Origin of the sequence: Photobacterium sp. Hal280, assembly GCF_037162255.1 — a bacterium.
GTDB lineage: Bacteria > Pseudomonadota > Gammaproteobacteria > Enterobacterales > Vibrionaceae > Photobacterium.
In genome coordinates this window covers 872,861-885,272 of record NZ_JARLUO010000001.1, presented here as the reverse complement: position 1 = coordinate 885,272, position 12,412 = coordinate 872,861, and the positions used below count along the sequence as shown (strand labels likewise).

Here is a 12,412-nt window from a genome sequence, read left to right as displayed (position 1 = left end):
TCAGCCCTCCTGATTCTTGCTGGCCGGGGTTTTACACAGGCGGTCGAGAATAATCGCGACCAGTACAATCGCCAGACCTGCTTCAAAGCCTTGCGAGATGTTCACGGTGTTGAGTGCGCGGATCACGGGTTTTCCCAGACCATCGGCACCCACCAGTGCGGCAATGACCACCATCGACAGAGACAGCATGATACATTGGGTAATCCCCGCCATGATGTTTGGCATTGCCGCCGGCAGTTCTACTTTGAACAGCAGTTTGGAACGGGTTGCACCGAAGGCCTGACCGGCTTCGATCAGTTCTTCCGGTACGCGGCTGATCCCCAGGTAGGTCAGTCGAATCGGAGCAGCAATGGCAAAAATAATGGTGGAAATTAAGCCCGGAACGACACCCAGACCGAACAGCACCAGCGTTGGGATCAGATACACGAATGTCGGGATGGTCTGCATCAGGTCTAATATTGGCCGCATCAGGGTATAGAGCCACGGCCGGTGCGCTGCCATGATGCCGATGGGCACGCCAACCAGCACTGAAATTGACGTCGCGGTCAGTACCAGCACAAAGGTTTCCAGCATTTCCTGCCAGTAACCCAGGTTGAGGATCAGCAAGAGTGCAACCACCACAAAGGCAACCAGTGAAATACTGCGGTGCAGCGCCCAGGCCAGCAGCGCGGTGATCAGAATCGGCACCGCAGGGGGCATCCACTTAAACACATCCACCAGCATCATGATCAGAGATTCCAGGCTGTAAGAGATGGCGTCGAAAAAGCCGGCCGCATTGAAAGTCAGCCAGTCGACCAGGTTTGCCATCCATTCGCCCAGTGGGATCTTATGATCGGTAATAAAATTCACATTAACTCCTTAAAAGGGGTACAACAAAAGCGGCCGCAGGCGCCAGGTTCAGCACCTGCGGCAAATCATTAAATGTTCAGGTAACGTTTCACGGCATCAGTGCCCTGGCTGCCGTCGAGGGCAGTGACGTCTTTCAGCCATTTATCCAGTACGGCCGGGTTGTCTTTCAGCCAGGCTTTCGCTGCTGCTGCCGGTTTTTTCTGATCGTTGAGAATGTCACCCATCAGGGTGTTTTCCATCTCCAGACTGAATGTCAGGTTTTGCAGTAACTGGCCAACGTTCGGGCAGGTTTGCAGATAGTCTTTGCGAACATTGGTAAATACGCTGGCGCCACCGTAGTTCGGGCCGAAGAAGTCATCACCGCCGTCCAGGTATTTCAGCTCGAAATTATTGTTCATCGGGTGCGGTGCCCAGCCCAGGAAAACCACCCACTGGTCGCGGTTCACGGCACGTTTCACCTGAGAAACCATGCCCGCTTCGCTCGATTCCACCAGGCGGAAGTCTTCCAGACCAAAGGCGTTCTGGTCGATCATGTCCTGAATCAGACGGTTGCCGTCATTCCCCGGTTCAATGCCGTAGATCCGGCCGCGGAATTTGTCTTCGAACTTCGCCAGATCGGCAAAGCTGTGCACGCCGGCATCGTATACGTATTTCGGGACGGCCAGGGTGTATTTGGCGCCTTCGAGATTGGCGCGAACGGTTTCAACGGTGCCGTTGTCGCGGTATTTGGCAATGTCACCTTCCATGGTCGGCATCCAGTTGCCGAGGAAGATATCGATGTCGCCATTGGCCATGGAAGAGTATGTCACAGGCACAGACAGCAGCTGTGTTTTGGTGCTGTAGCCCAGACCTTTCAGCACTTCGCTGGTGACGGCTGTGGTGGCTGTGATATCGGTCCAGCCGACATCTGAGAAGCGAACCGTGTCACACTGCGCAGCCATGACAGGCTGGGTGCCGGCAGCAAAAAGTGTCGCAAAGGCAGTGTACTTGATGGTGTTTTTGATTGTCGTCATGACGTGTCCTTTATCCATTTCGTTACTGTTATTTAGCCTCGTGTTCTGCTGAGGCGTGAATGACAGGCCCGCCTGCTGACTGAAAACAGGCATGCAGTGGCCCTGTGGTGGTGAGTCTCACCACCACGAAAAGGTGCTGTTGTTCATTGTGGCGCGTTAGTTTGTGTCAGCCGTTTCAGGTTCTTTGCTGCGTTGCTGCTCCTGCCAGTTGTCGGCAATCCAGACCGGTACATGCGCCGCGGGCAGGGCAGGTTTGCCCAGAATCTTGTCGGCCGCTTTTTCGGCCACCATGATGGTTGGCGCGTTGAGGTTGCCGTTGGGAATGGTCGGGAAGACAGAAGAGTCGACCACGCGCAGGCTGTCGATACCACGGACCTGGCAGTCACTGTTCAGCACCGCCATGGCATCTTGGTCGCTGCCCATTTTGCAGGTACAGGACGGGTGATAAGCACTCTCGACGTTTTCACGCACCCAGGCGTCAATGGCTTCATCACTTTCGACAGCGGCCCCCGGCTGGATTTCCTGACCACGGTACGCCGACATGGCCGGCTGGGTCAGAATCTCACGGGTCAGGCGAATGGTATCCCGCCAGTCCTGTTTGTCCTGCTCGGTGCTGATGTAGTTGAACTCAATCCCCGGCTTGGCTTTCGGATCCGATGATGTGACCCAGACCCGACCACGGCTCTCCGGTTTATTCGGGCCGACATGGACCTGAAAACCATGACCGTCAAAGGCCGCCTGACCGTCGTAACGCATCGCCGCTGGCAGGAAGTGGTACTGCACATTGGGCCATTTCAGACCAGCGCGCGAGCGGATGAAGGCGCAGGACTCAAAGTGGTTGGTGGCACCCAATCCGTCTTTGAACAACACCCAGCGGGTGCCGATCATGCCTTTGCTGATCAGGCCCAGCTTGCTGTTCAGGGTCACCGGTTCTTTACATTCGTACTGGAAATAGACTTCCAGGTGATCCTGCAGGTTTTCGCCCACGCCCGGCAGGTCGTGTTTTACGGCAATCCCTGCTTTTTCCAGCACGGTTTTCGGGCCAATGCCCGACAGTTGCAGCAAATGCGGTGAGCCGACGGAACCGGCAGAAAGAATGACTTCCTTTCTCGCTGTCGCCGTTTGCACTTTACCACCGCGTTCGAACTCAATCCCGGTGGCTGTTTTTCCTTCCAGCAGGACTTTGCGGCTCAGGACGCCGGTCAGTAGTGTCAGATTTTTGCGTTTCATGGCACGGCGCAGGTAAGCATTGGATGTCGAAGCACGCACACCCTGATCCACCGTCATGTGCATCGGGCCGAAACCTTCCTGCTGATAGCCGTTGTAGTCGTCCGTTGCCGGGTAACCGGCCTGCTGACCGGCATCAATGAAGGCCTGATAGAGCGGGTTGAGTGCCATATCATTCCCGTTACAGGTCGCGACCGGGCCGTCGCCGCCGCGGTAGGCATCTTCACCGTCTTTCCATGTTTCAGCCCGGCGAAAGTAGGGCAGGCACTCACGGTAGCTCCAGCCTGCCGCGCCTTGTGCTTCCCATTCGTCGAAGTCACAGGCGTGACCACGAACATACACCATGCCGTTGATCGATGAGCTGCCGCCCAGCACTTTACCGCGCGGACAGTGCAGCTGACGGCCATCCAGGCCAAGCTCCGGCTGGGTTTCGAACTGCCAGGCGTATTTATCGCTGTTCATCGGGTAAGACAGCGCCGTTGGCATCTGAATAAAAATACTCTTGTCGCTGCCACCGGCTTCCAGCAGCAGCACCTGATGCTCGCCGCTTTCGGTCAGGCGGTCGGCCAGCACACAACCTGCTGAACCGGCTCCGACAATGATGTAATCAAATGCTTGCTTCATGGCGTCCCCTTTACGTCTGTTCACTTTGGCTTGGCGTGTTTTTCCACATACGTGGTTACTGGTAAGGGCATTCAAGATCACCCAGTTCAATCAGCACACTCTTGGTCTGAGTGTAATGATTCAGGGTCTCCGGGCCGTTTTCGCGCCCGACACCAGAATGCTTGTAGCCGCCGACCGGCATTTCTGCCGGCGAACCGCCCCAGGTGTTGATCCAGCAGATACCAGCTTCGATACGGGCGCTCAAACGATGGGCGCGCGACAGGTTCTGGGTAAAAATACCGGCTGCCAGGCCGTAATCGGTGTCGTTGGCACGACGAATCACTTCGTCTTCATCATGGAAACGCAGCACGGACATCACAGGACCGAAAATCTCTTCTTTGACCTGTGGCATGTCATCGGTGCAGTCGGCGAAGATGGTTGGCGCTACGAAGTTGCCTTTGTCCAGACCGTGTTCGGTCACGCGGTGACCTCCGGCCAGCAGACGGGCACCGGACTGCTTGCCGGCTTCGATAAAGCCCAGCACTTTTTCCAGGTGGTCTGCAGAAATCAGGGCGCCAATCTGGGTATTGATATCGCTCGGATCACCGACTTTCAGCTTGGCCGTACGCGCGGCCAGGCGAGTCAGGAATTCGTCGTAGATGGCATCGTGAACAAATACCCGGGTGCCGTGCGTGCACACTTCGCCCTGGGTGTAGAAGTTTGCCATCATGGCGGCGGACACGGCGTTATCCAGCTGGGCATCATCAAAGATGATCAGCGGTGACTTGCCGCCCAGTTCCATGGTGACGTCTTTCAGGGTGCCGGCGGCGTCGGCCATCACTTTCTTGCCCGTGCCGCATTCGCCGGTAAAAGACACTTTGGCGATCTCCGGGTGGCGTGACAGCATCTGGCCGACCCGATAATCGCCCTGAACCACGTTAAACACGCCGTCCGGGACGCCGGCCTGAGTATAGATTTCCGCCAGTTTCAGGGCAGTCAGCGGCGTTTCTTCAGACGGCTTGAAAATCATGGCGTTCCCGGCTGCCAGCGCCGGGGCGGATTTCCACATCGCGATTTGAATCGGGTAGTTCCAGGCGCCGATACCGGCACAGATACCCAGCGGTTCGCGTCGGGTATAGAAGAACTGGCCGTGGCCGAGATCCTGCTGCTGGCCGGACAGACTGGCTGCCAGACCGGCGTAGTATTCAATCACATCAGCACCTGTCGCAATATCCACTTCCAGTGCTTCCTGCAGCGGTTTGCCTGTGTCCTGCACTTCCAGTGCCGCCAGTTCATCGTTGTGTTGACGCAGCAGAGCGACGGCTTTCATCAGAATGCGGCCCCGTTCGGCACCACTCATGGCAGACCACTGGGCAAAACCGGCTTTGGCCGATTCAATCGCACGTGCCATATCGGCTTCAGAAGCCTGGCCGATCTCAGCGATCACATCACCGGTGGCCGGGTTGCGGGTTTCAAAGTATTCGCCGGAGGTGGCTTGAACGGCTTGGCCGTGAATGTACAGGGATGTCATGGTCATACTGCTTCTCTGCTCCTGTGTCGTGGCTGATGGGGTCGCATCAGTCCCGAAGAATGATGAATGTCTGCTTGTTGGCACATTGTGATTACAGATACGGTGCCAGTTGCTTTTCGAGGTAATCGGTAATGATCGACTGCGCCTGTGTCGGGCTGATACCGCCCGGGGTCAATGCCCCCCGTAACCAGATACCGTCAATCAGTGCGGCTGTGCCCTGGGCGACAAACTGAGCTTTGTCGGCAGGCAGCACTTGCTTTAACTCATGGCGAAGGTGAGATAACAGGCGTTTTTCGTTCACCCGCTGCAGGCGGTGAAGCTGCGGGTCATGCATGGCCTGCGCCCAGAAAGACAGCCAGGTTTTGACGACTTTGTTGTCGACCTGATAGCTGTCGAAATTACCGGCGACAATGGCTTTGATCCGGCCCGGGACATCTGTTTTGTCAACGCTCGCCAGGTGTTCCATCACGGTATGGGAAAGCTGGCGCAGTACTGAACGCATGGTTTCTTCCAGCAGGCCGTGCTTGCCGCCAAAGTAGTGGTTGATGATGCCCGGTGATACACCCGCTTTTCGGCTGATCAGCGCCACACTGGCCCCGGCCAGCCCCACTTCATCGATGGCTGCCATCGTGGCTTCCACTAGCTGTGGCTTTCGGATTTCCGGCATTCCTACTTTGGGCATGATCAGTCACCAATTTTTTTAATTGAACGATTAATTAAAAATAAAATGACACATCCGATGATCTAAGTCAAAAAAATGTTTAGTGTTGTAATGTTTAGTTGTGTGATTATTTGGGGTGTTATTGACTTTAATTTGTTGTTTTTAAATGAATTGATGTGGTTGATTCTGGTTGGTTATAAAATTTACAGGTGAATTTGATTTGCTGTCGAATCTTTCGTGTTGTCGGGGGGATTGGTGTGCTTTTAAGGTCGTTAAAAAATCACAAACATTGATTTTGATTTTGGATGCTTTGAACGAATTTGATGTGAAAGTCAGAATTTTTTTGCCCTGTACAGAGACTTTTTTGAGCAGGCGTGTTTCTGCACTCTGCGGTTCAGCGCTTTTTCTCGCTGGCCTGGCTGCTTATGAGGGCTTTTTCTGCGTTGAGTGGGATGAAGAAAGCACTGAGCTGGAAGGATAAAGTTATGACGCGATGACGACAAAAGGTTGCTATGCCGGGAAAATCTGGTGGTATTTCGTCTTACTATTCAGAAAACGCGCCTCTTTCTCTACTGCTACTGTTTTCATTAGGCGGGAATGACACCGCCAGATTCCTCGACGAATAACAACAAATGCAGTGGTTAGGCAGAGGTGTAACCATGAAGTACTCACATGTCTTTTTGCTGGCTGTGGCACTCACAGCACTCGCGGGATGTAATAATGAAGATGAACCTGCAATCGACCAGCCCTCAGCGGTAATTCCCGATGATTCAGGCGGCGACGGTTCGCCTGTTAACAGTCCTGATGACGGTACTGATGATGGTTCAGGTGACGGCCAGTCACCCGGTGATAGCGATCCTGATCCGGAACCCAGGGTAGATATCGATGGGTTGCCATTACCCGATATTGAAACCAGTCCGGATTATGAAACCTATGTGGCAGGTCAGCCGGGTTATTTCACCAGTTTGTCCAGCACCGAATTTAACAACATTCGCTTTACCAGCGTGGCGACGGAAGACAACACGCCTAATGATAACGAGCTGAGCAATCCGGTCGCGAAACTGGGCCGAATTTTGTTCTATGATGTCCGTTTATCGGCCAATAACACCGTCGCCTGTGCCTCCTGCCATCAACAGGAGCATGGCTTCACAGACCCGGCACAACTGAGCTCAGGGTTTGAAGGTGGCCACACCGGCCGTCACTCCATGGGGCTGACTAATTCCCGCTATTACGATCCCGGCCGTTTCTTCTGGGATGAACGGGCAGCGACATTAGAAGTGCAGGCGCTGATGCCGATTCAGGATCCGGTTGAAATGGGCATGAACCTGTTTGATCTCGAAACCAAGCTGGGACAGACCAGTTTTTACAGCCAGTTGTTTACCGATGCGTTCGGCGATGAAGCGATCACCAGCCAACGGATAGCCTTGGCGATGTCCCAGTTTATGCGGGCCATGGTGAGTTATGAGTCTAAATTTGATCAGGCCGTCCAGGCTGAGCTGAACAATGATCCGACGCCAGTATTAACTGAGCAGGAGCTCCGCGGGCTGAATTTGTTTGATAATCTCAACTGCATTAAATGTCACACCACCACGGCCTTTGTACTGGACAGAAACCACAATAATGGTTCAGTCACAAATAATGACCCGGATCAGGGCGTGGGCGGCAATCTGGCCGGGTTCTTTAAAACAGGATCGCTACGTAATATCGCGGCTGGTGCCCCTTATTTTCACGATGGGCACTTGCCTGATTTGATGTCTGTGATTGAGTTCTACAACAGCGGTATCAATAACCACAACAATCTGAGCCCCGACCTGAGAGATCGCTCCGGACGACCTGTCAGAATGGGATTGACCCAGGCTGACAAAGAAGCGCTGGTGGCTTTCCTCGAAACCCTGACCGATGAAGGCTTCCTGAGCAATCCAATCTTCAGTGATCCTTTCCCGCCAGAGGAAGCAGGGACGGGCGGAGAGAGTGAGACTCCCTGATTCAAGGGGTTGAAGGAAGCATAAAAAAACCAGCCCGGAGGCTGGTTTTGTCTGTTTCAGGCTGGGAGCAGGTTACTTGGCCATTTCCGCTTCAGGCTGGCTTTCTTCCAGATCACAGGCAATAAAGCCGCCGGTCTGGTGTGCCCACAAATGGGCATAGATGCCGTTCTTGCTCAGCAGTTCCTGATGGCTGCCTTGCTCAACAATCTGGCCCTGGTCGATGACGATCAGGCGATCCATGGCTGCGATAGTCGACAGTCGGTGTGCAATTGCGATCACCGTTTTGCCTTCCATCAGTTCGTACAGGCTTTCCTGAATCGCTGCTTCGACTTCGGAGTCCAGTGCTGAGGTCGCTTCGTCCATTACCAGAATCGGTGCGTCTTTCAGCAGCACGCGGGATATGGCAATCCGCTGGCGCTGACCGCCGGACAATTTCACACCGCGCTCACCGACCTGTGCATCGTAGCCGACATTGCCGTGCGGATCGGTCAGTGTTTCAACGAATTCATGGGCGTGCGCCTGACGGGTCGCCGCCAGCAGTTCTTCTTCTGTTGCATCCGGTCTGCCGTAAAGAATGTTTTCACGAATCGAGCGATGTAGCAGAGACGTATCCTGGGTGATCATCCCGATATTGCCGCGCAGTGAATCTTGCGTGACATCAGCGATGTTCTGGCCGTCAATGCGGATGGCACCGGATTCCAGGTCGTGAAAACGCATCAGCAGGTTGACCAGGGTTGATTTACCTGCGCCAGAGCGGCCGACCACACCCACTTTTTCACCAGGCTTGATCTGCAGGTTCAGCTGCTCAATCACGCCTTTATCTTTCTCGCCATAGTGGAAGCTGATGTTATCAAATTCAATCCCGCCCTGAGTCACATCAAGCGGCTGCGCATCGGTTTTATCTTCAATCGATACCGGTTTAGACAGGGTTTTCATACCATCGACGACTGTACCAATGTTTTCAAACAGCGCACCGATTTCCCACATGATCCATTTAGACATGCCCTGCACCCGCAGCGCAATGCTGATCGCCACGGCAATCACACCCACAGTCACGGCACTGTTCATCCACAGCCCAATTGAGACAGCAGCGATTACGAACAGCAGCAGGTAGTTAATGGCATCGACACTCAAAATGAATTTGGTTGCCAGGCGCATCTGGCGGTAGACCGTATCCAGAAAACCCTGCATGCTTTCTTCTGCATATTCGGTTTCACGGTTGGTGTGCGAGAACAGTTTCACCGTGGTGATATTGGTATAACTGTCGACAATACGGCCGGTCATCATCGAACGGGCGTCGGCCTGTTCGGTGGCGATTTTTTTCATTTTCGGTACGAAGTAGAACTGAATACCGACATAGGCCATCAGCCAGACCAGAATCGGCAGCATCAGGATGAAATCTGCGCTGCCCATCATGACAATCATGGCGGTGAAATACACGCTGATGTAAACCAGCACATCCACCATTTTCATCACGGTTTCTCTGACGGCCAGCGACGTCTGCATGACTTTGGTCGCCAGGCGTCCGGCAAAATCATCCTGATAAAACGAGACGCTCTGACGCAGCAGATAACGGTGTGCCAGCCAGCGGATCGACATCGGATAATTTCCCAGCAGGGTCTGGTGCATGATCATTGAGTGCGTGAACGCAAGGAAGGGGATCACCACCACAATCAGCAGACCCATCATCCAGAGTTTTCCGCTCTCTTCGGCCAGAAAAGTGTCAGGTGAGTGTTGAGCCAGCAGGTCAACCAACTGACCCATGAAGCCTAATAAAGTAACTTCAACAATGGCAATACAGGCGCTGAGAACAGACATTGCCAATAATGGCCAACCGAAACCACGTGTATAGTAGCGGCAAAATGCCAGCAGGCTGCCCGGGGGCTGCTGAGGCGTTTCGTCCGGGAAAGGCGCCGTCAGTTTCTCAAAGAATTTAAACATAAATTATTGATTCCAATTGTGCATGTGACGCAATAGGCGATAGCCTTAAAGGATGGCCGTAAGCAATACGGCTGAACACTGTTTATTGTTTGAGTGCTCTTTAATGTGTCAGAAATAACGACAATATTTTATCAGAATCTAACCATAATGATGCATCAATTTTAGATGTCCGGCGTGAATAGGCGAACAGAATGTCTGACAGTCAGGTTCAGTTAAAGATAGACATGCTGAGGTCCGGATTTGAACAATCTCAGGAGCAAGCATTGACAGTAAGTTTGCCCGCAGGCAAACACCTTGCCCTCTCCGGCCGTTCAGGCAGCGGAAAGTCGAGTCTGTTACAAGTACTGGCTGGTTTACAACCTGCCAGTTCAGGTCATTTTCTGTGGCAGGGGCAGGAAATCAGCGCCGGCAATTTGCGCTGGTGGCGGCAGCAATTCTGTTATTTACCGCAAACGCCAGTGATGGGGGGCGAATCTGTGGGGGATGCCTTACGGCTGCCATGGACATTGAAAGCCATAAAAAGCGATATACCTGACGATAAACGCTGTGTGGATCTGCTGTTGTCACTGGATATTGCCCATGGGCTGGAAAAAGCGGTCAGTGCATTGTCCGGGGGCGAAAAGCAACGGGTCGCTATTGCCCGGGCACTGTTGATGGACCGGCCTATCTGGCTGCTGGACGAACCAACCTCGGCGCTGGACAGGACCAGTCGTGATCAGGTGATGGCCCAGCTGGCGTTGCAGTCGCTGACATGTGTGTCTGTGTCCCATGACCCTGACTGGCTGGCATCGGCTGAGTATCAGATTGAACTGGGAGTCAGTGATGAATAATGCCGTTGTGATTTCAAACCTGTCGCTGGCCGGTTTTTATCTGTTGCTGCTGGTGCCCCTGGCGCTTTTCTATCGCTGGCAATTGGGACTGAGCAAGTCGACGGTCATGGCTGTGCTTCGCATGACCTTGCAGCTCGCTGTGGTGGGTTTGTATCTGCAAACCCTGTTTAATTTCCAGCATTTCGGTCTGAATCTGTTATGGCTGGGCATCATGGTGACAGTGGCCGGTTTCAGTATCTGCCGTCGCGCGGGTCTTGCGCTCGGAAAAGCCACACTGGCCGTGATCACTGGTTTGCTGGTGTGTTTGTTTGTGGTACTGCCACCGATGCTGGTGGGTTTGATTCATGCCGACCCCTGGTGGCAGGCGCAATACCTGATCCCGGTCGCCGGCATGATTCTGGGCAATGCCCTGACCGCCAATGTACTGGCGCTGGAGCGCTGGTATACCAGTCTGAAAGAGAAAAATAACGAGTACCAGTTTTATCTGGCCATGGGGGCGCCGCATCCGATCCAGCCGTTTCAGCGAGAGGCGGTCAAAGCGGCGTTAATGCCGCAGTTAGCCAACATGAGCACGCTGGGAATCGTGGCCTTGCCGGGGATGATGACAGGTCAGATCCTCGGCGGTACGGCGCCTGTGCTGGCGGTGAAGTATCAGCTGGCGATCATGATCGCTATTCTTGTGGCTGTTTCTGTGAGTGTGGCGGTCACCTTAGGCATGATGAGTCGGTTTGCCTTCAATCGCTATGGTCAGTTAGTGCTTTAGCGGCATGGAATCAATCTGTGCTCTGAGCCATTGCACAAAACAGTCGATGGCCGCGGAATGACGGTGGCTGATCAGGTAATAACCCGCATTGGCCTGCAGGGGCGCAAACGGCGACACCAGCCGGCCTTTGTTAACGTCATCCCCGATCAGTGCCTGCCGCGCCATGGCGACCCCCAGTCCGGCTTCGGCGGCTGCCATGGCCATGTCTGTCCGGTTAAAAAAGTGGCCCCGCCGGCTGTCGGCCTGTATCTGCATACTGTTAAACCAGTAGCGCCATTCCGTATCCCGCTCCGCCTGACGCCACGGCATCGCATCATGCAGTAACGTCACCTGGTGCCAGGCTTGCGGATGCAACCAGTCGAACTTTGCCTGATAGTCGGGACTCATGACCGGCAGCAGGGATTCCGCCATCAACAGGCTGGTTTTGCCGTCATCTTTAATTTCGTCATGGCGGCGGTAATCAATCACTAAATCGCAATCTGTGTCCCGGCTGTCCACCAGAGCACCATCGGCAAAGGTTTGGATATTAATCTCCGGGAAGTGCTGATAGAAATCATGCAATCTGGGCACCAGCCATTTGAAGGCAAAGGAAGGGGTCAGCCTGAGGCGAATTTCCCCCTCGGGCTGGCGATCAGTCTGAAGCTCCCGAATAACCTCGGCAATATCTGTCAGGCTCCGGCTGACAACCTGATGCAGCCGCTGGCCCTGTTCGGTCAGCGTGATGCCTCTGGCATGACGTTGAAAGACCGGGAAGCCAAGCTGTTGTTCCAGTTGCCGAATTTGCTGGCTGACCGCACCTGTTGTGATATGTAACCGACTGGCTGCACCGGTAAAGCTGGTGGTTCTGGCGGCGACATCAAACGTGGCCAGCGCTGCCAGAAGGTTGCTTTTTATCACAGACATCTTCTCTTTCTCTTTTCGGGTCGCACTGACATTGCCAGTCAGCTAGGCTTTGATGATGAGCTTATAGAATCACTATACGCTGGTGTTAATAATTATCGATTGTTAA

11 protein-coding genes are annotated in these 12,412 nt (G+C 54.0%); 4 read left to right on the top strand and 7 right to left on the bottom strand.

What is annotated here, in order from left to right; genetic code table 11:
• From choW to betI, 5 genes are all read right to left on the bottom strand, one after another.
• The gene (gene choW, locus P4S53_RS04270) at positions 1–849 is read right to left on the bottom strand and encodes a choline ABC transporter permease subunit (RefSeq protein ID WP_337111537.1); all 849 of its coding nucleotides are present in this window, start codon (positions 847–849) and stop codon (positions 1–3) included.
• Positions 850–917: 68 nt separating this feature from the next.
• Positions 918–1,862, bottom strand: coding sequence for a choline ABC transporter substrate-binding protein (locus P4S53_RS04265; protein ID WP_442958622.1), 945 nt, complete (start codon positions 1,860–1,862; stop codon positions 918–920).
• A 156-nt stretch (positions 1,863–2,018) separates the two neighbouring features.
• A complete protein-coding gene (gene betA / locus P4S53_RS04260; RefSeq protein ID WP_337111535.1) occupies positions 2,019–3,713 on the bottom strand; it encodes a choline dehydrogenase in 1,695 nt (564 codons plus the stop codon).
• Between the two features lie 55 nt (positions 3,714–3,768).
• Positions 3,769–5,229, bottom strand: a complete 1,461-nt coding sequence (gene betB / locus P4S53_RS04255) for a betaine-aldehyde dehydrogenase (protein ID WP_337111534.1) — start codon at positions 5,227–5,229, stop codon at positions 3,769–3,771.
• 85 nt (positions 5,230–5,314) lie between these two features.
• Entirely contained in the window at positions 5,315–5,905 is a 591-nt protein-coding gene (gene betI / locus P4S53_RS04250) for a transcriptional regulator BetI (RefSeq protein WP_337111533.1), read from the bottom strand.
• A gap of 199 nt (positions 5,906–6,104) precedes the next feature.
• Between betI and P4S53_RS04245 the strand changes: the two genes are divergently transcribed.
• Both P4S53_RS04245 and P4S53_RS04240 read left to right on the top strand, forming a co-directional pair.
• Positions 6,105–6,365 (top strand): hypothetical protein, encoded by a 261-nt coding sequence (locus P4S53_RS04245; protein WP_337111532.1) that lies wholly within the window; start codon positions 6,105–6,107, stop codon positions 6,363–6,365.
• 178 nt (positions 6,366–6,543) lie between these two features.
• Positions 6,544–7,869, top strand: a complete 1,326-nt coding sequence (locus P4S53_RS04240) for a cytochrome-c peroxidase (RefSeq protein ID WP_337111531.1) — start codon at positions 6,544–6,546, stop codon at positions 7,867–7,869.
• 72 nt (positions 7,870–7,941) lie between these two features.
• On the opposite strand, the gene P4S53_RS04235 is transcribed toward P4S53_RS04240, so the two are convergent.
• Positions 7,942–9,810 (bottom strand): ABC transporter ATP-binding protein, encoded by a 1,869-nt coding sequence (locus P4S53_RS04235; protein ID WP_337111530.1) that lies wholly within the window; start codon positions 9,808–9,810, stop codon positions 7,942–7,944.
• A 263-nt stretch (positions 9,811–10,073) separates the two neighbouring features.
• Between P4S53_RS04235 and P4S53_RS04230 the strand changes: the two genes are divergently transcribed.
• Both P4S53_RS04230 and P4S53_RS04225 read left to right on the top strand, forming a co-directional pair.
• On the top strand, positions 10,074–10,640 hold the full coding sequence (locus tag P4S53_RS04230; RefSeq protein ID WP_337111529.1) for an ABC transporter ATP-binding protein: 567 nt from the start codon (positions 10,074–10,076) through the stop codon (positions 10,638–10,640).
• Positions 10,633–11,403 (top strand): ABC transporter permease, encoded by a 771-nt coding sequence (locus tag P4S53_RS04225; protein WP_337111528.1) that lies wholly within the window; start codon positions 10,633–10,635, stop codon positions 11,401–11,403. Before P4S53_RS04230 ends, P4S53_RS04225 begins: the two co-directional genes overlap by 8 nt.
• On the opposite strand, the gene P4S53_RS04220 is transcribed toward P4S53_RS04225, so the two are convergent.
• Positions 11,392–12,300 (bottom strand): LysR substrate-binding domain-containing protein, encoded by a 909-nt coding sequence (locus P4S53_RS04220; protein WP_337112058.1) that lies wholly within the window; start codon positions 12,298–12,300, stop codon positions 11,392–11,394. The two genes, P4S53_RS04225 and P4S53_RS04220, sit on opposite strands and share 12 nt — an antisense overlap.
• Positions 12,301–12,412: the final 112 nt, after the last annotated feature.

Coding starts and splice junctions, on each gene's coding strand:
- P4S53_RS04265 (WP_442958622.1), bottom strand. CDS start 1,862: ATGACGACAATCAAAAACACCATCAAGTACACTGCCTTTGCGACACTT.
- betA (WP_337111535.1), bottom strand. CDS start 3,713: ATGAAGCAAGCATTTGATTACATCATTGTCGGAGCCGGTTCAGCAGGT.
- betB (WP_337111534.1), bottom strand. CDS start 5,229: ATGACCATGACATCCCTGTACATTCACGGCCAAGCCGTTCAAGCCACC.
- betI (WP_337111533.1), bottom strand. CDS start 5,905: ATGCCCAAAGTAGGAATGCCGGAAATCCGAAAGCCACAGCTAGTGGAA.
- P4S53_RS04240 (WP_337111531.1), top strand. CDS start 6,544: ATGAAGTACTCACATGTCTTTTTGCTGGCTGTGGCACTCACAGCACTC.
- P4S53_RS04235 (WP_337111530.1), bottom strand. CDS start 9,810: ATGTTTAAATTCTTTGAGAAACTGACGGCGCCTTTCCCGGACGAAACG.
- P4S53_RS04225 (WP_337111528.1), top strand. CDS start 10,633: ATGAATAATGCCGTTGTGATTTCAAACCTGTCGCTGGCCGGTTTTTAT.